Annotated in this window: 18 protein-coding genes and 1 pseudogene; 8 read left to right on the top strand and 11 right to left on the bottom strand. The window is 70.6% G+C overall.

Annotated elements, in window-relative coordinates:
- Nucleotides 1-2: 2 nt before the first annotated feature.
- The 6 genes from TR49_RS19605 to TR49_RS19630 form a co-directional block, all read right to left on the bottom strand.
- Nucleotides 3-1,310 (bottom strand): ABC transporter permease, encoded by a 1,308-nt coding sequence (locus TR49_RS19605; protein WP_042383280.1) that lies wholly within the window; start codon nt 1,308-1,310, stop codon nt 3-5.
- The gene (locus TR49_RS19610) at nt 1,307-2,668 is read right to left on the bottom strand and encodes an ABC transporter permease (protein ID WP_052434450.1); all 1,362 of its coding nucleotides are present in this window, start codon (nt 2,666-2,668) and stop codon (nt 1,307-1,309) included. Before TR49_RS19610 ends, TR49_RS19605 begins: the two co-directional genes overlap by 4 nt.
- Nucleotides 2,665-4,299, bottom strand: a complete 1,635-nt coding sequence (locus tag TR49_RS19615) for an ABC transporter ATP-binding protein (protein WP_152627353.1) — start codon at nt 4,297-4,299, stop codon at nt 2,665-2,667. The genes TR49_RS19610 and TR49_RS19615 overlap by 4 nt, the downstream gene beginning before the upstream one ends.
- A 150-nt stretch (nt 4,300-4,449) precedes the next feature.
- On the bottom strand, nt 4,450-5,541 hold the full coding sequence (locus tag TR49_RS19620; RefSeq protein ID WP_042383282.1) for a BMP family lipoprotein: 1,092 nt from the start codon (nt 5,539-5,541) through the stop codon (nt 4,450-4,452).
- A gap of 336 nt (nt 5,542-5,877) precedes the next feature.
- Nucleotides 5,878-7,068: an amidohydrolase gene (locus TR49_RS19625; protein WP_236653443.1), complete on the bottom strand. Its 1,191-nt coding sequence runs from the start codon at nt 7,066-7,068 to the stop codon at nt 5,878-5,880.
- Nucleotides 7,069-7,273: 205 nt separating this feature from the next.
- Entirely contained in the window at nt 7,274-8,857 is a 1,584-nt protein-coding gene (locus tag TR49_RS19630) for an acyl-CoA mutase large subunit family protein (protein ID WP_042383285.1), read from the bottom strand.
- Between the two features lie 123 nt (nt 8,858-8,980).
- Here TR49_RS19630 and TR49_RS19635 point away from each other — a divergent pair, with 123 nt between their 5' ends.
- The 6 genes from TR49_RS19635 (at nt 8,981) to TR49_RS19660 (ending at nt 14,455) form a co-directional block, all read left to right on the top strand.
- Nucleotides 8,981-9,727, top strand: a complete 747-nt coding sequence (locus TR49_RS19635) for an SDR family NAD(P)-dependent oxidoreductase (protein ID WP_042383286.1) — start codon at nt 8,981-8,983, stop codon at nt 9,725-9,727.
- 706 nt (nt 9,728-10,433) lie between these two features.
- Entirely contained in the window at nt 10,434-10,718 is a 285-nt protein-coding gene (locus tag TR49_RS46760; RefSeq protein WP_369405327.1) for a 2-oxo-4-hydroxy-4-carboxy-5-ureidoimidazoline decarboxylase, read from the top strand.
- 303 nt (nt 10,719-11,021) lie between these two features.
- The gene (sdhC, locus tag TR49_RS19645; RefSeq protein ID WP_042383287.1) at nt 11,022-11,399 is read left to right on the top strand and encodes a succinate dehydrogenase, cytochrome b556 subunit; all 378 of its coding nucleotides are present in this window, start codon (nt 11,022-11,024) and stop codon (nt 11,397-11,399) included.
- A 14-nt stretch (nt 11,400-11,413) separates the two neighbouring features.
- Nucleotides 11,414-11,884: a succinate dehydrogenase hydrophobic membrane anchor subunit gene (locus tag TR49_RS19650; RefSeq protein WP_042383289.1), complete on the top strand. Its 471-nt coding sequence runs from the start codon at nt 11,414-11,416 to the stop codon at nt 11,882-11,884.
- Between the two features lie 31 nt (nt 11,885-11,915).
- Complete coding sequence (gene sdhA, locus TR49_RS19655) at nt 11,916-13,670, top strand: succinate dehydrogenase flavoprotein subunit (protein ID WP_042383291.1); 1,755 nt, start codon at nt 11,916-11,918, stop codon at nt 13,668-13,670.
- Nucleotides 13,670-14,455, top strand: coding sequence for a succinate dehydrogenase iron-sulfur subunit (locus TR49_RS19660; protein WP_042383293.1), 786 nt, complete (start codon nt 13,670-13,672; stop codon nt 14,453-14,455). The genes sdhA and TR49_RS19660 overlap by 1 nt, the downstream gene beginning before the upstream one ends.
- 77 nt (nt 14,456-14,532) lie before the next feature.
- On the opposite strand, the gene TR49_RS40125 is transcribed toward TR49_RS19660, so the two are convergent.
- Together TR49_RS40125 and TR49_RS19670 are read right to left on the bottom strand one after the other, a co-directional pair.
- A complete protein-coding gene (locus TR49_RS40125) occupies nt 14,533-15,306 on the bottom strand; it encodes a hypothetical protein (protein WP_152627354.1) in 774 nt (257 codons plus the stop codon).
- A gap of 54 nt (nt 15,307-15,360) precedes the next feature.
- The gene (locus TR49_RS19670; protein ID WP_042383295.1) at nt 15,361-15,678 is read right to left on the bottom strand and encodes an SCO4848 family membrane protein; all 318 of its coding nucleotides are present in this window, start codon (nt 15,676-15,678) and stop codon (nt 15,361-15,363) included.
- Between the two features lie 176 nt (nt 15,679-15,854).
- Between TR49_RS19670 and TR49_RS19675 the strand changes: the two genes are divergently transcribed.
- Nucleotides 15,855-17,009 carry a D-alanyl-D-alanine carboxypeptidase family protein gene (locus TR49_RS19675; protein WP_236653444.1) on the top strand — a complete coding sequence of 385 codons (1,155 nt, stop codon included), beginning with the start codon at nt 15,855-15,857 and terminating at the stop codon, nt 17,007-17,009.
- 109 nt (nt 17,010-17,118) lie between these two features.
- Here the strand turns inward: TR49_RS19675 and TR49_RS19680 are convergent, their stop codons facing one another.
- Genes TR49_RS19680 through dprE1 form a run of 3 tightly spaced genes read right to left on the bottom strand, consistent with a single transcriptional unit; the run spans nt 17,119 to nt 20,180 of the window.
- Nucleotides 17,119-18,036: a YihY/virulence factor BrkB family protein gene (locus tag TR49_RS19680; RefSeq protein WP_042383297.1), complete on the bottom strand. Its 918-nt coding sequence runs from the start codon at nt 18,034-18,036 to the stop codon at nt 17,119-17,121.
- A 19-nt stretch (nt 18,037-18,055) separates the two neighbouring features.
- Nucleotides 18,056-18,811 carry a decaprenylphospho-beta-D-erythro-pentofuranosid-2-ulose 2-reductase gene (gene dprE2, locus TR49_RS19685; protein WP_042383299.1) on the bottom strand — a complete coding sequence of 252 codons (756 nt, stop codon included), beginning with the start codon at nt 18,809-18,811 and terminating at the stop codon, nt 18,056-18,058.
- Nucleotides 18,812-18,839: 28 nt separating this feature from the next.
- The gene (gene dprE1 / locus TR49_RS19690; protein ID WP_052434452.1) at nt 18,840-20,180 is read right to left on the bottom strand and encodes a decaprenylphosphoryl-beta-D-ribose oxidase; all 1,341 of its coding nucleotides are present in this window, start codon (nt 20,178-20,180) and stop codon (nt 18,840-18,842) included.
- Between the two features lie 397 nt (nt 20,181-20,577).
- Here dprE1 and TR49_RS43940 point away from each other — a divergent pair.
- Nucleotides 20,578-21,709 (top strand): annotated as a pseudogene (locus TR49_RS43940) (hypothetical protein); the annotation flags it as partial.

Below are 21,709 nucleotides of genomic sequence, written 5' to 3' on the forward strand. Positions count from 1 at the left end.
CCTCAGCCCTTGATGTACGGCTTGCCGGACGCGGCCGGCGGGCGGGTCAGGCCGCCCATCGCCGCAACCACGAAGATGGTCACCAGGTACGGGGCCATCGCCAGGTACGCGCCGGGGATCGGCGTGTTCAGGGACGACAACGCGACCTGGAGCTCGGTGGCGAAGCCGAAGAGCACCGCCGCGCCGAAGGCGCCGATCGGGGACCAGCGGCCGACGATCAGTGCCGCGAGGGCGATGTAACCCTTGCCGGAACTCATGTCCTTGCCGAAGGCGCTGGCCAGACCGAGGGTCAGCCAGACGCCGCCGAGGCCGGAGAGCAGACCCGCGGTGATGACGTTGCGGTAGCGCAGGCCGATGACCTTGATGCCGACCGTGTCGGCGGCCGTCGGGTGCTCGCCGACCGCGCGGGTGCGCAGACCCCAGCGGGTGCGGAAGAGCAGGAACCACATCACCGGCACCAGGACGTAGGCCAGGTAGAAGATGATGTTCTGGTTGAACAGCTCACCGATGATCGGGATCGACGACAGGCCCGGGATCTTGATCGCCGAGAAGCCCTTGGCCTGGTTGTAGGTGCCGCCGTTGGTCGACATGACCCGGTCGTAGAGGAAGCCGGTCACGCCGGAGGCGAGCAGGTTGAGCACGACGCCGAGGACGACCTGCTCGATCAGGTAGCGGTTGGCGAAGACGGCCAGCAGGGCGCACATCAGCGCGCCGCCGAGGCAGCCCGCGATCGCGCCGGCCCACAGCGAGCCGGTGCTGGACGCGGTGATCACCGCCGCGAACGCGCCGAAGAGGAACTGACCCTCGATCGCGATGTTGACGACACCGGAGCGCTCGCACATCAGGCCGCTCAGCGAGCCGAGGATGAGCGGCACCGCGCCCGCGGCCGTCAGAACGATGATCGACGGCACGTTCAGGCCGACGGACGAGCCCGCCGCCGCCCACACCAGGAACGAGATCACGAGGCTGGCGAAGTAGACCCCGTCCAGCCACAGCTGGATCTTCTTCGAGATCGGGGCGAAGGCCCGGACCAGGCCGCACAGGATCGCCAGCGAGGTCAGCGCGAGCGCGACCTCCTGGGCGGGCGCCGAGATGGGGCCGAGGCCACCGGTCTGGGTCGGGTCGTACTTGAGGCCGAACAGGGTGTGCGCACCGTTGCTGACGCGCGAGGTGAGGCCGAAGCCCCACAGGGCGAGGGCGCCCACGGCGGCCATGACGACGCCGCTGATCATCTTGGACCGGGTGTCCGCGGCCAGAGCGGCCACGTTCGTCGTGGGGACGTTCCCGGTTGCGGTGGATGCCGTGCTCATTCCTCGCCTCCGGCAACGTTGATGGTTTCGGTCGTGTGGAACGGGTCGACGGTCGGAGTGTCCTCGCCGCCGCCCTTGCCCGTGTCGATCTTGTGGGCCCGCAGGTGGAAGATCTCCTTCACCAGCTGCGGCGCGGCCACGAAGATGACGATCAGGGCCTGGATGACGGTGATGATCTCGATGGAGACCTGCGCCTGCGTCTGCATCAGCGCGCCACCCGCCTGGAGTGCGCCGAAGAGCAGCGCGGCCCCGACGACGCCCCACGGCTTGGTGCGGCCCAGCAGCGCGACGGTGATCGCGCTGAAGCCGAGACCGGCGTCGATGTTCGGGCTCAGCGAGTTGTTGTTCGGGTTGGCCAGACCGAGGGTCTGGGTCACGCCGATCAGACCCATCAGCGCGCCGGAGATCAGCATGGAGGCGATCTGCACCCGGCTGACGTTGATGCCGGCGGTCCGGGCGGCGCTCGGCCGCAGGCCCACCGCGCGCACCTCGAAGCCGAGCTTGCTGCGCTTGAAGAACCACGCCACCGCGAAGGTGGCGGCGATCGCGAAGAGCAGGCCGATGTCGGTGAAGAGCTGGTCGCCGAAGAGGTGCGGCAGCACCGCGGTGGAACTGGCCGGCTTGGAGATCGCCTGGCCGGCCGCGGCCGGGTTGTGGAACACCGAGGTGTTCAGCAGCCAGCCGCCCAGGAAGAGCAGGGCGACGTAGTTGAGCATGATCGTCACGATCACCTCGTGCGCGCCGCGCTTCGCCTTGAGCCAGCCGACGAGGCCGCCGTAGAGCATGCCGCCCACGATGCCGGCCAGCACGGCCACGATCATGTGCAACAGGCCGGGGAGCGCGGTCCAGGAGAAGCCGACGTACGACGCGAAGATCGCGCCGACGATCAGCTGGCCCTGGCCGCCGATGTTGAACATGCCGGCCCGGAAGGCCACCGAGATCGCCAGACCACCGAAGATCAGCGGGGTGGCGTACTCGAGCGTGTTCGAGATCGGGCCGAAGAACTGCTCCGGCGTGCCGGAGATCGTCGCCGGGTCGAAGATCGCGCCCTTGAACAGCGAGGAGTAGGCGCTGGAGATGTCGTTCCAGGCCGAGGAGAGGAAGTCGCCGGGCGAGGCGAAGAAGTAGCCCAGCTTGTTCATCGTGTCGGTGCTCGACAGGACGATCATGAGGGCGCCGACCACGAGCGCGAGCACGATGGCCAGGAAGGTGACCATCGCGCCGTTCTCGGCGGTGAAGACGTTGCGGATGATGACGCCCCAGTCGCGGGGCGGCCGGTCCGGCTGCGGCTTCGGGGCGGCGGTCGCCGACTTCGCGGCGTCGGCGGCCTCGTTGTTCTCAGGTTCGGGCGTGCTCACGAGTCCGCCTCCTCCGTCTTCGTGGTGGCGGCGTCGGCCGCTTCGGTCGTGCTCCCGGTGTCCTCGGCGCCGCCGTCGGCGACACCTGCGCCGCCGCCGGTGGGCGCGCTGTCGCCGTTGCCGGTGATGCCGGCCATCAGCAGGCCGATCTCGTCGCGGGAGGTGGTCGGCGGAACCGTGGCGACGATCTTGCCGCGGTACATCACGGCGACCTTGTCGGCCAGCGCCAGCACCTCGTCGAGCTCGGTGGAGACGACCACGACGGGCCGTCCCTGGTCGCGCTCGGCGACGATGCGCTTGTGGATGAACTCCATCGCGCCGACATCGACGCCGCGGGTCGGCTGCGAGGCGACCAGCAGGCGCAGCGGACGCGAGAGCTCACGGGCCACGACGACCTTCTGCGCGTTGCCGCCGGAGAGCTTGCCCGCCGGGTGCTGCGGGGCGGCCGGGCGGATGTCGAACTCCTTGACCCGCTCCTCGGCGTTCTTGGCGATCTCGTCCAGGTTGATCGACAGGCCGCGCCCGAAGGGGGGCTTCTTGTACAGGTCCAGCACCAGGTTCTCGGCCACGGTGAACTCGCCGACCACGCCGTCGTGCCCACGGTCCTCGGGGACGAAGCCGACGCCGGCGTCGAGCACCTGGCGCGGGGTGCGGCCGGTCAGCTGCTTGCCGTCCAGCGAGATCGTCCCGGTGGCGGCCGGCACCAGGCCGAGGATCGCCTCGGCCAGCTCGGACTGCCCGTTGCCCTGGACGCCGGCGATGCCGAGGATCTCGCCGTCGTGGACGGTGAAGGAGACGTCGTCGACGGCGGCCTGGCCGTTGGCGTCGAGCACGGTCAGGTTCTCGACCTGGAAGGAGGCCTTGCCGGGCTTGCTGGTCTCCTTGTCGACGACCAGCTGCACGGAGCGGCCGACCATCATCGAGGCCAGCTCCTGCTCGCTGGAGGTCGGGGAGGCCTCGCCGACGACCGCGCCACGCCGGATCACGGTGATCCGGTCGGCGATCGCCTTGACCTCCTTGAGCTTGTGGGTGATGAAGACGATCGACTTGCCGGCCTCGCGCAGCGAGTTCATGACGACGAAGAGGTCGTCGATCTCCTGCGGGGTCAGCACGGCCGTCGGCTCGTCCAGGATCAGCGTCTGGGCGTCGCGGACCAGGGCCTTGACGATCTCGACACGCTGCTGGACACCGACGGGCAGGTCCTCGACCGTGGCGTCCGGGTTGACGGGGAGGCCGTAGCGCTTGGACACCTCCTGCACGTCCTTGCGGGCGCGGCGGCGGTCCAGCAGGCCCAGCGGGCCGCGGCTCGCGCCGAGCTCGACCTCGTCGCCGAGGACCACGTTCTCGGTCACGGTGAAGACGGGGACCAGCATGAAGTGCTGGTGCACCATGCCGATGCCGTTGGCGATGGCGTCACGGGGGCCGTTGATCGTCTTGGGGGTGCCGTCGACGAGGATCTCGCCCTCGTCGGGCTGGTGAAGTCCGTACAGGACGTTCATCAGCGTGGACTTGCCGGCACCGTTCTCACCCAGCAGACAGTGGACCTCACCTGGTTCGACCGTCAGGTCGATGTGGTCGTTGGCGACCAGCGAACCGAATCGCTTGGTGATGCCGCGAAGTTCCAGACGCACTTGTGAACACACTCCTCACGCCGGGCATCAGAGTCGATCGGCGGAAGCTATCGAGGACTTGACTGGCCTGGCAGGCCCCGGAACGTGAACCCTGGGCCGACAGGCCGGTGGGCGGGCGCGCCGTGCGCGCCCGCCCGTGACCGTCCGGACTCAGCCGGCCTTCGGCTGGCTCTTGGACTTGATGACGATGGTGCCGTTGATGATGCCCTGCTTGACCGCGGCGAGCTGGGCGGTCAGCGAGGCGGGCACCTTGGAGGCGAACTCGTGGTAGGGCGCCAGGCCAGTGCCGTTGTTGGCCAGGGTGCCGACGAACGGGGTGGCGGAGAACTGCCCGTTGGCCGCCTCCTGCACCGAGGTGCTCACGGCGGTGGCGATGCCCTTGGTCACGGACGTCATGATGACGGAGGCGTACTGCGGGTTGGAGATGACGCCGTCGTCGTCGACCCAGATGGCGTTCATCTTGCCGCCGGAGGACTGGGCCTGGGACAGCGCGCCGATGCCGGTGCCGCCGGCGACCGGGAAGATGATGTCCGCGCCCTCGGACTGGAAGGTCGCGGCGATCTGCTTGCCGCCCGCCTGGTCGGTGAAGGACTGGGTCGGGTCGAAGGTGCCCTGCTGGGTGGTCTCGTTCCAGCCGAGGACCTGCACGTGGGTGCCGTGCTTCTGGTTGTAGTACTGCACACCCTCCCAGAAGCCGTCCATGTAGACGGTGACGGTCGGGTAGTTGGCGCCGCCGAAGGTGGCGACCTTGCCGGTCTTGCTCATGCCGGCCGCGAAGTAGCCGCCGAGGAAGGCGCCCTGCGCGGTGTTGAACTCCAGGCCCTTGATCTGCGACGGGGTCGAGGCGTTGTCGACGATCGCGTAGTTCTGGCCGGCGTTCTTCTTGGCCGAGGCGACGGTGGCGTCGTTCATGGCGAAACCGACCGTGACGATCAGCTTGCACTGGGCGGAGACGAAGCCGGCGATGTTGCTGGCGTAGTCGTTCTCCGTCGCCGAGGTGGCGTTCTGGACGGTGATGTTCGGGTTGGCCTTGTGGGCGTCCTGCATGCCGGCCCAGGACTCGGCGTTGAAGGAGTGGTCGTCCAGGCCGCCGGTGTCGGTGACCATGCAGGCCTTGAAGCTACCGGCGGCGTTCGCGGAGCTGGTGCTCGTGCCCGAGGTCGAAACGGGCTTCGATCCACAGGCCGTGGCGGTCAGTGCGACCAGTGTCGCGATCGCTGCCAGCTGAACGGGCTTGTTCATCAATTCCTCCAGATGGGAGCCGACATCGCAGAGCCCGGGGGCAGGGAGCGGCTTTGCTCAACCGATTGGATGCGAGGTTAACGCGCGTAGAACACTTTTGGATTACGGCTGCGGGGCCGTTATCAGATCGTCGCATTTCTACCATCGCCAGCGCACCGAAGGGGCCGGATAAACCGGACGATTCCACTCCGATTTCGCTCGCTCGGCGCACACCTGTCAACACCATGAGACACCAAACGACGCCGCCCTGGAGGGTCGGCGCCGTTTGTCCGCGTGTCGGCTGCGGAAAGCCCTCTCGGCGGGCCGCTCGGAGAGCCCGCGCGGCAGTCTGTTCGGTCAGCCGAGGGCCAGGGCGCTGAACAGCTCCACCCCGACGCCGATGGCCCGCTCGTCCGCGTCGAAGGTGCCCTGGTGCAGGTCGCGCACGCCCTGTTCGTCGGGCGACCGCACACCCAGGCGGGCCAGCGCGCCCGGAACCTCCTGGAGGTACCAGGAGAAGTCCTCACCCCCCAGGCTCTGCTCCGTCGACTCCACCGTCTCCGCGCCGAACCGTTCCGTCATCGCCCCCTCCAGCAGCGCGATCGACTCGGCCTCGTTGACCACCGGCGGCACCCCGCGGCGGTAGTCCAGCACCCACTTGGCCCGGTGCGTCTCCGCGATCTGCCCGACCAGCTCGTCGATCGCGCCCGGCGCCTCGCGCCAGCCGGCCGTCTCCAGGCAGCGGACCGTGCCCTCAAGCTCCGCGTGCTGCGGGATCGCGTTGGCGGCGGAGCCGGACTCGATCCGGCCCCAGACCAGGCTCACGCCCCAGCGCGGATCCATCCGGCGCTGGAGCGCCGCCGGCAGCTCGGTCGCGGTCTTGGCGACGGCCATCACCAGGTCCGTCGTCAGGTGCGGGCGGGCGGTGTGCCCGCCGGGGCCGTCCAGGTTGAGCTTGAGCAGGTCGCACGCGGAGGTGATCGCCCCGACCTTCAGCCCGATCTTCCCGACCTCGACCCGCGGGTCGCAGTGCACCGCGAAGATCCGCTCCAGGCCCGCCAGCACCCCCGCCTTGATCACGTCCAGCGCCCCGCCCGGCATCTGCTCCTCGGCGGGCTGGAACACCAGCCGCACCGGCCGCCGCAGCGTGCCCTGGCGGGCGGCCTCGGCGAGGACCAGGGCCGTGCCGAGGACGACGGTGGTGTGCACGTCGTGGCCGCAGGCGTGGCAGCAGCCCGGCACGGTCGAGCGGTAGGGCAGGTCGAGCGGCTTGGCGTCCTCGATCGGCAGCGCGTCGATGTCGGCGCGGAACCCCCACACGCCCCGCTCGGCGGAGAGCCCCGCCGGAACGATGTCGCACAACAGGCCCGTGCCCCCGGGCAGCACGCGCGGCGCGAGACCGGCCTGCTCGAGGCGGCCCTTGATGAGCGCGGTCGTGCGTACCTCCTGCCGACCCAGCTCGGGGTGCATGTGGAGGTCGCGCCGGAAGGCGATCAGCTCGGGCTGGAGGGCGTCGACGCGGGACCGCAGCTCATTCGACTGGTTCACCTCCACAAGGCTACGGCCCTGGGGCGGTTGGGGCAGGGGATCACCGAAATTCATACCGCCGGACGAGAAGTTTGTCGCCCGCTCGGCGCATGATCCGCCCCGAACGGGGTAGGGAACCTCTTTCATGCTGCCTCCCGCACTGCATCGTTGAAGAGATCAACGAGCGAGCGGATGAGACGTTGCCATCGTCTCAGCTGCCAGGGTCTCAGAAGCTGTCGACCGGGACGTAGGTACCCCACACCTCCCGCAGTGCGTCACAGGTCTCACCCACGGTGGCGCGGGCGGCCAGCGCCTCCTTCATCGGGTGGAGCACGTTCTCCCCCGACGTCTCCGCCGCGCGCCGCAGCGCCGACAGCGCGCGGTCGACCGCCGCGCCGTCCCGCTCGGAGCGGAGCTTCGCCAGCCGCTCGGCCTGCTGCCGCTCGATCGCCGGGTCGACGCGGAGCGGCTCGTACGGCTCCTCCTCATCCAACTGGAAGCGGTTGACGCCGACGACGGTGCGCTCGCCGGAGTCCGTCTGCAGCGCGACCCGGTACGCGCTGCGTTCGATCTCGGCCTTCTGGTAGCCGCGCTCGATGCCGGCGACCGCGCCGCCCATCTGCTCGACCTTGGCCATCAGCTCCAGGGCCGCCGCCTCGACCTCGTCGGTCAGCTGCTCGACCACGTAGGAGCCGGCGAACGGGTCCACCGTCGCGGTCACGTCCGTCTCGTACGCCAGCACCTGCTGCGTGCGCAGCGCCAGGCGTGCGGACTTCTCCGTCGGCAGCGCGATGGCCTCGTCGAAGCTGTTGGTGTGCAGCGACTGGGTGCCGCCCAGCACCGCCGCCAGCGCCTGGACGGAGACGCGGACCAGGTTGACCTCGGGCTGCTGCGCCGTCAGCTGGACGCCCGCCGTCTGGGTGTGGAAGCGCAGCATCATCGACTTCGGGTTCTCGGCCTTGAACTCCTGCTTCATGACCCGCGCCCAGATCCTGCGGGCGGCGCGGAACTTGGCCACCTCCTCCAGGATCGTGGTGCGCGAGACGAAGAAGAAGGAGAGGCGCGGCGCGAAGTCGTCCACGTCCATACCGGCCGCCAGCGCGGTGCGGACGTACTCGATGCCGTTGGCCAGCGTGAACGCGATCTCCTGCGCGGGCGTCGCCCCCGCCTCGGCCATGTGGTAGCCGGAGATGGAGATGGTGTTCCAGCGCGGGATCTCGGCCCTGCAGTACTTGAAGATGTCGGCGATCAGGCGCAGCGAGGGCTTGGGCGGGAAGATGTACGTGCCGCGGGCGATGTACTCCTTGAGCACGTCGTTCTGGACGGTGCCGGTCAGCCGGTCCGAGGCGACGCCCTGGGACTCGCCGACCAGCTGGTAGAGCAGGAGCAGCAGCGCGGCCGGGGCGTTGATGGTCATCGAGGTGGAGACCTCGCCCAGCGGGATCCCGCCGAACAGCACGCCCAGGTCCTCGACGGAGTCGACGGCGACGCCGACCTTGCCGACCTCGCCGTGGGCGATCGGCGCGTCCGAGTCGTAGCCCATCTGGGTGGGCAGGTCGAAGGCGACGGACAGGCCCGTGGTGCCGTTGGCGATCAGCTGCTGGTAGCGGGCGTTCGACTCGGCGGCGGTGCCGAAGCCGGCGTACTGCCGCATGGTCCACGGCTTGCCCGTGTACATCGTCGGGTAGACGCCGCGGGTGAACGGGTACCGCCCCGGTTCGCCGAGCTCGGTGGCGGGATCCCAGCCCTCCTGGGCGGCCGGCCCGTAGACGGGCTCGATGGGCAGTCCGGACTCGGTCAGGCGCGCCATGGGGGTCCTCTTCGACTCGCTACATTCTGGCTACGTACGGTAATGATGCGCGCGGGGGCGGAATAGTCGCATCCTCTGGAAGCTTGCTCAGATCGAGACAACGCCATTGGAGGAACGGGTCAGATGACAGTCCAGAAGGTCGCGGTCGTGACGGGCGCGAGCAGCGGCATCGGAGCGGCGACGGCACGGGGCCTCGCCGCAGCCGGATTCCGGGTCGCCCTGGTCGCGCGACGGGCGGAGCGCCTGGAGGCGCTGGCCAAGGAGATCGGCGACGCGGCGAGCGTCCACGCCGTGGACGTCACCGACCGCGCGGCGGTGGACGCCTTCGCGGCGACCCTCCCCCGGGTGGACGTCCTGGTCAACAACGCCGGCGGGGCGTACGGCGCGGAGTCCGTGGAGAGCGGCGACCCGACGGACTGGCTGCGGATGTACCAGGTCAACGTGCTGGGCGTGCTGCACGCGACCCAGGCGTTCCTCCCCGCGCTGCGCGCCTCCGGCGACGGCACCGTCCTCGTCCTCTCCTCGACCGCGGCGTTCGCGGCGTACGAGGGCGGCGGCGGCTACGTCGCGGCGAAGGCCGGGGCGCACGCGATCGCGGGCACGCTGCGGCTGGAGCTGGTCGGGGAGCCGATCCGGGTCATCGAGGTGGCGCCCGGCATGGTGAAGACGGACGAGTTCGCGCTCACCCGCTTCCGCGGCGACGCCGCGAAGGCCGAGTCCATCTACGCCGGCGTCCCGGACCCGCTGACCGCGGAGGACGTCGCGGACACCATCGTCTGGGCGGTGACGCGTCCCCCGCACGTCAACATCGACCTCCTCGTCGTCCGCCCCCGCGCCCAGGCCGCCCAGCACAAGGTGCACCGCCGCTAGCCCCCTGGGGGGGCACCTCCCGAGGTCGCACTCACCCAAGGGGCGCGCGGCTCTGCTGATGTGCGGCTCCGCCGCGTGGGCGCGACCGACGGCACACTTCGCTCCCGCCCGAGGTCGCACTCACCCAACGGGCGCGGGGCTCTGCGCGAGGAACCGCCGACATACGGATGGCCCTGCTTTGTTCGGGGCTCTACCTGTGCGGCTGGCCGGTCGCGCAGAGCGCCCCGCGCCCCTGGGTAGTGCAACGACCTGCGCCAGCCCAGCCACCCGCCCCTGACGGCTGCCGCCGTTCATCGGGCTGACGCTGTCTCATAATTCGGGCGTCGGGGGCTCGACTTAATACCCCGTACGAGTGAATCCTGGTGTCCTGCGCCGTTGTGGCACCGCTTCTGGCGTCTCCTGTAGTGCCGACGAAGTCGGTCGCACCCCTTAACCTCAAGGGCTCCAACCCGTTCGAGGAGGACCCGCTGGCCAGGTCGCAGATCCCGCAGCCGTCCGCACCGCAGTCTCCCGTTCCGGGGCTGTCCCGTCTCAACGACGCGGCGCCGGGTGCCGCCGAGGAGGCGTTGCTGGCCTGCTGCGGGAGCCGGCGCTGGGCGATAAGGATGACCGCCCACCGGCCCTACCCGGATGTGGACTCGCTGCTGGCCGCCGCGAGTGAGGCCTCCTACGACACCTCTCGGAGGCGCTCGCCGACGAGAGCTGCATGCCCCAACCCCTGCTGGGCATGCGCGCGCCGGGCAGCGCCGCCGCGCACACCGCGCTGCAGGCGGCGCACGCCGCCTACGAGGCGCGGTTCGGGCACGTGTTCGTGGTCAGCCTGGACGAGTGCCCACCGGAGGAGATGCTGGACACCGTGCTGGCCAGCATCCGCGCGCGGCTGGGCAGCGACCCGGACGAGGAGCGCAGCAACACCGCGGAACAGCTGCGCCGGATCACCCTCAGCAGGCTGACCCACCTGGTCTCGTCTCACGCCTCGGCGTCTTCGTGAGATCGCGAGGGTGAGATCGCCCACATCCGGAAGCGTCGCCTTTGACGCCGCGCCAGGGAACGCATGGGCGTTCCCTGGGAAAATCCGGGATCAAGGCCCCTTCTGACAGGTCACGAGCCGGTCACAAGCAGATCATCTGAGTGGATCTCGGCCCGCCGCAGGGGCCCCGACAGGCCCACGGGCCTCCGGCCTGGCTACGATGGCCGCGGCCGGTGGACCGTATCCGGCCGGGCCGACCGACACCGACGACGATGCCGCCGAGCTGATCGGGCGACCCCCGCCCCGCTCCCGGAGGGTTCTTCCGTGCCGGCTGGAACGCTGTACCGCGGCCGGGAAGGCATGTGGTCGTGGGTGGCTCATCGAGTCACCGGCGTCCTCATCTTCTTCTTCCTGTTCGCCCACGTCCTCGACACCGCACTGGTCCGCGTCTCGCCGCAGGCCTACAACAGCGTGATCGCGACGTACAAGACGCCGCTCGTCAACCTGATGGAGTACGGCCTGACGGCCGCCATCCTCTTCCACGCGCTGAACGGTCTTCGGGTCATCGCGGTGGACTTCTGGGCCAAGGGGCCGAAGTACCAGGCGCAGATGCTGTGGACCGTCGTGACCGTCTGGGTCCTGCTGATGGCGGGTGCGTTCTACCCCGTCCTGCAGGAGACCCTCCAGTGGCTGTTCAGTTGAGGGTGAGATAACAGATGGCTACCGACTCCATCGGCAACGTCGAGCTCACCGACTCGACTCCGACCGACGCGACGGCGTTCCTCATCGAGCCGCCGCGCAAGCGCACCAAGACCACCGCGGGCCGCCGCAGCCGGACCAACTTCGAGATGCTGGCGTGGCTGTTCATGCGCCTGTCCGGCATCGTGCTGGTCTTCCTGGTCCTCGGCCACCTCATCATCCAGCTGGTGCTGGACGGCGGCGTCTCGAAGATCTCCTTCGCGTTCGTCGCCGGGCGCTGGGCCTCGCCGTTCTGGCAGGTCTGGGACCTGCTGATGCTGTGGCTGGCGATGCTCCACGGCGCCAACGGCATGCGCACCGTGATCAACGACTACGCCGAGCGCCCGAACACCCGCTTCTGGCTGAAGGTCCTGCTGGTGGCCGCCACGGTCTTCACCGTGGCTCTGGGCACCCTGGTGATCTTCACCTTCGACCCGAACATCAGCTGACGCGGACGGACGACGAGGCAGCGAAGAGACCATGAAGATTCACCAGTACGACACCGTCATCGTCGGCGCCGGCGGCGCGGGCATGCGCGCCGCCGTCGAGGCCACGAAGCGCAGCCGCACCGCGGTCCTGACCAAGCTCTACCCGACCCGCTCCCACACCGGCGCGGCCCAGGGCGGCATGGCCGCCGCCCTCGCCAACGTCGAGGACGACAACTGGGAGTGGCACACCTTCGACACCGTCAAGGGCGGTGACTACCTGGTCGACCAGGACGCCGCCGAGATCCTGGCCAAGGAGGCGATCGACGCCGTCCTCGACCTGGAGAAGATGGGTCTGCCCTTCAACCGCACCCCCGAGGGCAAGATCGACCAGCGTCGCTTCGGCGGCCACACCCGCAACCACGGCGAGGCCGCGGTGCGCCGCTCCTGCTACGCCGCGGACCGCACCGGCCACATGATCCTCCAGACGCTGTACCAGAACTGCGTCAAGGAGGGCGTGGAGTTCTTCAACGAGTTCTACGTCCTGGATCTGCTGCTCACCGACGTCGACGGGGTCAAGAAGGTCGCCGGCGTCGTCTCGTACGAGCTGGCCACCGGCGAGGTGCACGTCTTCCAGGCGAAGTCGGTCATCTTCGCCTCGGGCGGCAACGGCAAGTTCTTCAAGGTGACCTCCAACGCGCACACCCTGACCGGTGACGGCCAGGCCGCCGCGTACCGTCGTGGCCTGCCGCTGGAGGACATGGAGTTCTTCCAGTTCCACCCGACGGGCATCTGGCGCATGGGCATCCTGCTCACCGAGGGCGCCCGCGGCGAGGGCGGCATCCTGCGCAACAAGGACGGCGAGCGCTTCATGGAGCGCTACGCGCCGGTCATGAAGGACCTCGCGTCCCGTGACGTCGTCTCCCGCGCCATCTACTCGGAGATCCGGGCCGGCCGTGGCTGCGGCCTCAACGGCGACCACGTCTACCTGGACCTGACGCACCTGCCGCCGGAGCAGCTGGACGCCAAGCTGCCGGACATCACCGAGTTCGCGCGCACCTACCTCGGCATCGAGCCCTACACGGACCCGATCCCGATCCAGCCCACCGCGCACTACGCCATGGGCGGCATCCCGACCAACAACGAGTCCGAGGTCCTGCTGGACAACGAGACCGTCGTCCCGGGTCTGTACGCCGCCGGCGAGGTCGCCTGCGTGTCGGTGCACGGCGCCAACCGTCTGGGCACCAACTCGCTGCTCGACATCAACGTCTTCGGCCGCCGCGCCGGCATCGCCGCCGCGAAGTACGCCGAGACCGCCGAGTTCGTCGAGCTGCCGGAGAACCCCGCTGCCAAGGTCGTCGAGATGCTGGAGACCATCCGCACCTCGAACGGCACCGAGCGGGTCGGCGAGATCCGCGAGGCCCTGCAGCAGTCCATGGACACCAACGTGTCCGTGTACCGCACCGAGGAGACCCTGAAGCAGGCGGTGGCCGACATCACCGAGCTGAAGGAGCGCTACAAGAACATCTCGGTGATGGACAAGGGCCAGCGCTACAACACCGACCTGCTGGAGGCCGTGGAGCTGGGCAACCTCCTCGACCTGGCCGAGGTCACCGCGGTGTCCGCGCTCGCCCGCAAGGAGTCGCGCGGCGGTCACTTCCGCGAGGACTACCCGAACCGCGACGACGTCAACTTCATGCGCCACACCATGGCGTACCGCGAGGTCGACGCGAACGGCGACACCACCGTGCGTCTGGACTACAAGCCGGTCGTGGTCACCCGCTACCAGCCGATGGAGCGTAAGTACTGATGAGCACCCCCACCATCGACGAAACCGCCGCCCCGCACTCGGCCGCGCTGGACGCCGCCGAGTCGGGCAAGGTCGAGCTGATCACCATCACGCTCCGGATCCGCCGGTTCAACCCGGAGGAGCACCCGGACGCGGTGTGGGTCGACTACCAGCTCACGGTGGACCCGAAGGAGCGCGTCCTGGACGCGATCAACCGGGTCAAGTGGGAGCAGGACGGCACGCTCACCTACCGTCGCTCCTGCGCCCACGGCGTCTGCGGCTCCGACGCGATGCGGATCAACGGCAAGAACCGTCTTGCCTGCAAGACCCTCATCAAGGACGTCAACCCCGAGAAGCCGATCACGATCGAGGCCATCAAGGGCATGACCGTCCTGAAGGACCTGGTCGTGGACATGGACCCGTTCTTCCAGGCGTACCGCGACGTGATGCCCTTCCTCATCACCAAGGGCAACGCGCCGACGCGTGAGCGGATCCAGTCGGAGGAGGACGTCCAGCGCTTCGAGGACACCACCAAGTGCATCCTCTGCGCCGCCTGCACCTCCTCCTGCCCGGTGTTCTGGAACGACGGCCAGTACTTCGGTCCGGCCGCGATCGTGAACGCCCACCGCTTCATCTTCGACTCCCGTGACGAGGGTGCGGAGCAGCGGCTGGAGATCCTCAACGACCGTGAGGGCGTGTGGCGCTGCCGCACCACCTTCAACTGCACCGACGCGTGCCCGCGTGGCATCGAGGTGACGAAGGCGATCCAGGAAGTGAAGCGCGCGCTGCTGACGCGTCGCTACTGAGCCTGGTCGCCTGCGCGACGACGGAAGGCCCGGCCCCCCTCTCGCGGGGGGCCGGGCCTTCCGTCGTGACGTGCGCCTTACTTGACGACCACGGAGCTGGTGCCGGAGACGGCAGCACCGGAGATGGTGTTGCCGCCGTAGACCAGACGCCAGCTGCCGGACGCGTCGTCACGGGCGGAGACGCTGACCGAGCCGTTGGTGGCGGTCTTCGCGGTGGCCTTGGTCACCCAGACGCCCTTGGCGTTGCGCTGCTGGAGCTGCACGAGCTGGCCGCCGTTGCCGGCCCACACCCGCTTGGTCCAGTCGGCCCGGTTCAGCTGGCCCTTGACGGTCAGCAGGGCGCCCTTGCGGACGGTGCCGGACACCGGCTTGGCGGACAGCACGTCGGCGCGCGTCCAGCTGTAGGTGGCGCCCTTCGCCGCGAAGGTGGTGCTGCCGTCCTTGGCGGTGACCAGGATGGCGACGCCGTAGGTCCCGGCTATCTCGTCGGGGAAGCGGTCGACCGCCACATTGATGACGTCGGACGCACCCACGGTCAGGGTGGTCGCCGTCCGCGCGAGCGTCGGCAGCGAGCTGCCGGGCTCCTTGGCCACGTCGGTCTGGGTCGGGACCGCCTTGGACGCGAGCGGGTACGGCAGGGCCTTGATGCTCTTGACGCCCTTGGCGTCCTTGGCGCTGATGATGACCGAGAAGGTCAGCTTGCCGGTCAGACCGATGTTCAGCGACGACACCGCGGCGTGGATGATCTGCGGCTTGACCGGCTGGGTCGCGGCGTACGCGGTGCCCGGCGCGGCGACGGCGGCCAGGGCGAGCGCGCCCACCAGGGCAGGCGCGGCGGTACGAAGGGGCATGATGCTCCAAGCGTGTGATCCACCGAAAGGGTGGACGGTTGGAGCCTTTATAGATCATGCTCCCGGCGCGGCCTCGGCCGGGTCGACGGCCTCACGGGCCAGGTCGGTGCCCTCGCGGGCGGGCTCGGCGGTCCTGCGGACGGAGCGCAGGCTGCGCACCCCGAGCGAGCCGACGACGAGACCGAGCAGCAGGGAGCTCAGCGCCAGCGCGGCGTGGATCCAGAAGTAGGCGGTCGGCCTGCCGTGGTCGCCGCCGGTGAAGGCGAGGCCCTCGTGGTCCGCCCACAGGTTCTTGAAGAAGGTCACCCAGATCCAGACCGACCACACGCCGAAGGCCGTCAGGAACCAGGAAGCACGTCGGCTGAGTCTCATGGTGTCAGTATGGTCGGCCGTCCGGCCGCATCCGGACGAGGGGTCCCGTGTGTTTTTCTGACCGGGTGCGAAAGGGATTGGGTACGGTCGTCGACGTGCAGCTACGTGATCGCGTCCGCAGTCGGACGGTTCGGACGGTACGGGGGACGGTCGCCACGGCGGCCGCCACAGGAGTGGTGCTGACGCTCACCGCGGCAGGCCACGCCCCGAGCCCGCGCGCCAGTGCCGTCAGACAGCCGCCCGCACAGATGTCCGCGGTCGGCGGCGACGCGCTCGGCCGCCCCGGCCCGCAGGCGGGCGCGGGCGCGCCCGCGCTCCCGCACGGCCTCTCCGCCCTGTCCTGGATCGTCGCGGACGACGACACCGGCGACGTCCTGGCCGCGCAGAACCCGCACTGGCCGCTGCCCCCGGCGAGCACGCTGAAGACGCTGTTCGCCGACACCGTGCTGCCGAAGCTCCCTGCGGACGAGACCCACAAGGTCGCCGAGTCCGACTTCGACGGCATGGGCGCGGGCAGCAGCGAGGTCGGCGTGGTCCCCGGTCAGACGTACGCCGTCGCCGACCTGTGGCTCGGCGTCTTCCTGCGCTCCGGCAACGACGCGGTCCACGTCCTCGCCGCGATGAACGGCGGCGTGGCCGCGACGGTCCAGCAGATGCAGGCGCGCGCGGAGACGTTGGGCGCGAAGGACACGCACGTGGTCAGCCCCGACGGCTACGACATGCCCGGCCAGGTGTCCTCGGCCTACGACCTGACGCTGTTCGCCCGCGACGGCCTGAAGAACCCCGCCTTCGCCAAGTACTGCGACACCGCCTTCGCGGAGTTCCCCGGCGGCCCGAACACGAAGGGCAAGCCCTTCCAGATCGCCAACACCAACCGCCTGCTGACCGGCCTGGACGGGGTCGGCGGCCACTATCCCGGACTGATCGGCGTCAAGAACGGCTACACCACCAACGCGGGAAACACCCTGGTCGAGGCGGCGCAGCGGAACGGGCACACGCTGCTGGTCACCGTGATGAACCCGCAGAACCACGAGTCGGACGAGGTCTACCGCGAGGCACGCGCGCTCCTCGACTGGGGCTTCGCCGCCGAGGGCCGCACCAAGCCCATCGGCACCCTCGACGCGACGAAGCCCGCCTCCTCCGACGCCGCGAGCGCCTCCCCGCACGCCGAGTCCGGCGGCACGGCCGCGGGCCCCTGGTCCGCGTCGGCGTCCTCGTCCGGCGGCATCTCGGGGACGACGTACACGGTGGGCGGCGTGGCAGCGGCCCTGCTGGCGGGCACGGGCGGTGTCCTGTTCCTCCGTCGGCGACGCCGCCGGAGGAACGTCTAAGGCCCGGTCCGGCGGGGAGGACACGTCTCACGGGGATGTCGTACCGCCCGGGGGCACGGGGCCTGCCGATCACGCGGCAGGCCCGGTGCCCCCGGGGGACAGCTCGGCCTCAGACGTCCTCGTCCGCCTTCGCGACGGCCTCCACCGCCCGCTGCCGTGCCCGCAGGCGCGCGGCCTCCGGGTCCGCGGTGGCGGTCCAGGCGACGCAGTACAGCAGCCAGCGGCACATGAAGTTGATCCACAGCAGCAGCGCGATCGGCGTGCCGAAGGCGCCGTAGACGCTCTTCGTCGCGACGCCCGCGATGTACGCCGCGAGGGCCTGCTTGAGGATCTCGAAGCCGATCGCGCCCAGCAGTGCGGCCTCGAGCACCACCCTGCGCGGTTGGCCGAAGATGCGGGGCAGCCCGACGAGCACGTACGAGAAGACCATGAGGTCCACCGCGACCGCGAGGACGAACGCGACGACGGCCAGCGCCACCCGGCCGCCGGTCGAGCCCTGGAGGCCGAGCCACCTGGCCGCCTGACCGGTCAGCGAGCCCGCGGCGGTGGACGCCGCGAGGGAGATCGCGCCGACCACGCCGAGCCCGATCAGCATGACGGTGTCCCAGAACTTGCGGACGATCACGTTGCCGGGCTCCAGCGGCAGGTACCAGGAGGTGCGGATGGAGACCCGTGTGGTGTCGACCCAGCCCAGGCCGGAGATCAGCAGGATCACGCCGCTGACCAGCCCCACCGTCGTGGCGTTCGCCGCCACCTCGTGGAGGTTCAACTGCTTCGACAGGCCCGGGATCTGTTCGGCGATCTTCTGCTGGAGCGTGTTGACCCTGCTGTCCGAGAGCACCGAGGCCGCCACTGCCAGCGCGACCGTCAGCAGCGGAAAGAGGGCGAGAAAGCCGAAGAAGGTGACCGAGCCGGCCATCCGGTTGGAGCCGACGTCGTCGAAGTGCTCGTAGACCCGGTAGGCCCGGGTGCGCGTCACCCGGGCCACGACCGGTCCGATCAGGGGCAGTCGGGTGAGCTGGTTCACGCCCCAGAACGTACCCCGGTCAGACGGGCAGCCTGCGGAAGACCGCGCGGGGAAGGTGCCGCAGGCCGGACATCACGAAGCGGAGCGCGCCCGGCACCCAGACGGTCTCGCTGCCGCGGCGGAGCCCGCCGACGACGGCCTCGGCGACGGCCTCGGCCGTGGTGGCGAGGGGCGCCTCGGGCAGGCCCTCCGTCATGCGGGTGCGGACGAAGCCGGGACGGACGACCATGACCCGCGCCCCGCTGCCGTGCAGCGAGTCGCCGAGGCCCTGGGCAAAGGCGTCGAGGCCCGCCTTGGTGGAGCCGTAGATGAAGTTGGAGCGGCGGGCCCTCTCGCCCGCGACCGAGGAGAGCACGACCAGGGCGCCGTGGCCCTGGCGGCGCAGCGCCTGCGCGCACAGCAGCCCGGAGGTGACCGCGCCCAGGTAGTTGACCTGGGCCACGGCCGCGGCCGCCAACGGCTCGCGCTCGTCACGTTCCTGGTCGCCGAGGACGCCGAAGGCGAGCAGGGCGACGTCGATGTCGCCCTCGGCGAAGATCTTGCCGAGGACCGTCTCGTGGGTGTCGACGGCGCGGGCGTCGAAGTCGTGGACGTGCACCTGGGCGCCGAGCGCGCGCAGCTCGGCGGCGGCGGCGTCCAGCGCGGGCGACGGCCGACCGGCGAGGTGGACCACCTCGACCCGGGAGCCGACCAGCCGTCGGGCCGTGGCCAGGCCGATCTCGGAGGAGCCGCCGAGGACCAGCAGGGACTGGGGGTCGCCCAGGGCGTTCATCATGGGGACAGCCTTTCGGGCTTCGGGCCCGTCACAGCGCGAGCCTGCGGGCCAGGTCGGAGGTGAAGACGCCGCGCGGGTCGATCCGCTCGCGCAGGGCGCGGAAGTCGGCGAGGCCCGGGTACATGGCGGCGAGGGTCTGCGGCCGCATCCGCGAGTCCTTGGCCAGGTAGACGCGGCCTCCGGCCGCCAGCACCTGCTCGTCCAGCCGGTCCAGCAGCGGACCGAGGCCGGGGACGGAGGCGGGCAGGTCGAGCGCCAGCGTCCAGCCGGGCATCGGGAAGGAGAGCCAGCCGGGGCCGCCCTCGCCGAAGCGCTTGAGCACGGCGAGGAAGGAGGGGCAGCCGTGCCGGCTGAGCTGCTCGACGATGGAGCGCAGCGCCGCCTCCCGCCCGTAGGGGACGACGAACTGGTACTGGAGGAAGCCGCCTGGCCCGTAGACGCGGTTCCACTCGGGCACACCGTCGAGCGGGTGGAAGAACGCGCCGATCCGCTGGAGTTGTCCGCGTCGGTCGCGCGGCGCCCTGCGGTACCAGAGCTCGTTGAAGGCCCCGACCGTGGCGGTGCGGAGCAGCCCGCCGGGAATGCCGCGCGGCGCGGGCGGAAGGCTGCGCGGGCGGAAGGCCAGCGGATCGAGGCGCTGACGTGGGGTCAGTGCGTCGAGCGTGGCGTGGTCGCCGCGGGTCAGCACCGCGCGGCCGGTGGCGGCGCCCCGGGCGACGAGGTCGATCCAGGCGACCGAGTACCGGTAGCGGTGGTCCGTGGCCTCCAGGCGCTGCATCAGGTCGTCCAGGTCGGCCGCGCGTTCGGTGTCCACCGACATCAGTGAGGTCGCCACGGGCAGCAGCCTGATGGTGGCGTCGAGGATCACACCGGTGAGGCCCATGCCGCCGGTGGTGGCGTCGAACAGCTCCTCGCCGGGGGCGACCTCGACCTCCTCACCGCCCGCCGTCAGCAGCCGCATCCGCGTGACATGCCGGCCGAAGCTGCCGCTGACGTGGTGGTTCTTGCCGTGGATGTCCGCGCCCACCGCCCCGCCGACGGTGACGTAGCGCGTGCCGGGGGTGACCGGGACGAACCAGCCGAAGGGCAGCAGCAGCCGCATCAGCCGGTCGAGGCTCACCCCGGCCTCGCAGGTGACCAGGCCCTGCTCCAGGTCGAGCGCGAGCACCCGCGCGAGCGCGGTCATGTCGAGGACGGTGCCGCCCGCGTTCTGGGCCGCGTCCCCGTAGCTGCGGCCCAGGCCGCGGGCCAGCGTGCCGCGCTCGCCCGCGGCGCGCACGGCGTCACGGGCTTCGGCCGCCGTGGTCGGCGCGCAGATCCGGGCTGTCGTCGGCGCGGTGCGCCCCCACCCCGTGAGTCGTCCTTCCATGTCGGCGACGCTAAGCCCGGACACCGACAGCGCGCAGGGGACTCGCGGCGAGGCCGGGGCGCCGCGCCGCGCGAGACGGGCGCCAACCGGCCCGGCGAGAAAGCGTCCTGGGCGAGGTCCCGGGCGCGGGAAGCGGTCGTGGGACGCACCCGAACGGGTGAGTGAACCCGGCGACGGCGAGTTGACGCACCGCGGACGCCCCGGCCGGCTCGACTCGCGGGCCCGCCGGGGCGGGCGCAGCATGAGGTTCCCGCCGTCGAACAGCGGCGCGCGGACTCCCCGCTGATGACCCGTGACATCCGGCCGAAATTCCAGGATAGTCCGACAATTATTTTTCCCGGCGAATTCGTGGCTATTTTGCAATTCGCGCCGGACCACCCCAGGATTGTTTTTCGAAATGAAAGTCCTCGCGCGCTCCGCCGCCCTTCTCGCCGGGTTCGCCGCAGCCCTGCTGGCCCTGCTCGGGGTCGGTGGCCTGTGGGTGCGACCCGCCGCCGACGACTGGTGCTACCAGACGAACATGCGCACCATGTCGGTCCGTCAGTTCGTTCACTTCCTCTACCAGGACAGCAACGGGCGGGCGGGCAACGCCGTGCTGCTCGCCTGGGTGCACGGGCTCGGTCCGCTGGGCCTGCAGATCTATCCGGTCGTCGTCATCGCCCTGCTGCTCGGGTCCCTGTGGCTGCTCGTCGCCCGGCTCACCCGTTTGGCCGGACGTCACGTCCCCGTCGCCGTGCAGCTGCTGACGGCCGCGACCGCGTCGCTGGCGTTCCTGCTGGTCTGCCCACAGCCCTACCAGACCACCTACTGGGCCTCGGGCGGCATCTCGCACACCGTCCCCGCGGTGCTGAGCACCGTGCTGGTCTCCGCCGTGCTCTGCCTGCCGGGCCGCAGCGGCCGGGCGGGCCTGGTCGGACGCTGGACGGCGGCACTCGCGCTGCTGCTCGGCTTCGCCTTCGTCGCGCTGGTCTCCGAGGCCATGGCGCTGGTCGTCGGCGTCCTCGCCGCCGTGCTGTGGCTGCGGGCGGGCGACGTCTGCGCCGACCGTCCGGCGCGTCGCGCGGCCCGGCTCGGCGCACTCGCCGCCATCGCCGGATCTGCGGGCGGCCTGCTGGTCGAGTACCTCTCCCCGGGCATGCACGCCCGCAGCGCCGGCCTCGGCGTCCCGCACGGCGCGGAGCTCCTGCACCGGCTCCGCGACGGCGCGGTCACCTGGGTCGGCGACCTGGCCACGACGTTCACCAGCTTCGACTACGCCGCCGTCGTCCTCGCCGGCGTGCTGCTCGGCCTGACCACCCGTCGCCTGAGCGCCGACGCGCTCGCCCGCACGGGGTCCCGGGCCGGCGCCGCCCTGGCCTGGCGCCGGTCACGCGCCACGGCGGACCCGGCGCGGCCGCCCGAGCCGGTGGACGCACGGGACACCGGGCTCTCGGCCGACCCCGCCCTGTCGTTCGGCGCCGCGGACCCGGCGGCCCTGGGCGCGGCACGAGCCGTCGCGGCGGGTGCCGACCGCGACGGGGCGCCTCGCC

The organism is Streptacidiphilus melanogenes, assembly GCF_000787835.1.
Taxonomy (GTDB): Bacteria; Actinomycetota; Actinomycetes; order Streptomycetales; family Streptomycetaceae; genus Streptacidiphilus; species Streptacidiphilus melanogenes.

Excerpts from the sequence above, each read along its gene's own strand:
- TR49_RS19605 (WP_042383280.1), bottom strand. The coding sequence starts at position 1,310 with ATGAGCACGGCATCCACCGCAACCGGGAACGTCCCCACGACGAACGTG.
- TR49_RS19620 (WP_042383282.1), bottom strand. The coding sequence starts at position 5,541 with ATGAACAAGCCCGTTCAGCTGGCAGCGATCGCGACACTGGTCGCACTG.
- TR49_RS19630 (WP_042383285.1), bottom strand. The coding sequence starts at position 8,857 with ATGGCGCGCCTGACCGAGTCCGGACTGCCCATCGAGCCCGTCTACGGG.
- TR49_RS19635 (WP_042383286.1), top strand. The coding sequence starts at position 8,981 with ATGACAGTCCAGAAGGTCGCGGTCGTGACGGGCGCGAGCAGCGGCATC.
- TR49_RS46760 (WP_369405327.1), top strand. The coding sequence starts at position 10,434 with ATGCCCCAACCCCTGCTGGGCATGCGCGCGCCGGGCAGCGCCGCCGCG.
- TR49_RS19650 (WP_042383289.1), top strand. The coding sequence starts at position 11,414 with ATGGCTACCGACTCCATCGGCAACGTCGAGCTCACCGACTCGACTCCG.
- sdhA (WP_042383291.1), top strand. The coding sequence starts at position 11,916 with ATGAAGATTCACCAGTACGACACCGTCATCGTCGGCGCCGGCGGCGCG.
- TR49_RS19660 (WP_042383293.1), top strand. The coding sequence starts at position 13,670 with ATGAGCACCCCCACCATCGACGAAACCGCCGCCCCGCACTCGGCCGCG.
- TR49_RS40125 (WP_152627354.1), bottom strand. The coding sequence starts at position 15,306 with ATGCCCCTTCGTACCGCCGCGCCTGCCCTGGTGGGCGCGCTCGCCCTG.
- TR49_RS19670 (WP_042383295.1), bottom strand. The coding sequence starts at position 15,678 with ATGAGACTCAGCCGACGTGCTTCCTGGTTCCTGACGGCCTTCGGCGTG.
- dprE2 (WP_042383299.1), bottom strand. The coding sequence starts at position 18,811 with ATGATGAACGCCCTGGGCGACCCCCAGTCCCTGCTGGTCCTCGGCGGC.
- dprE1 (WP_052434452.1), bottom strand. The coding sequence starts at position 20,180 with ATGGAAGGACGACTCACGGGGTGGGGGCGCACCGCGCCGACGACAGCC.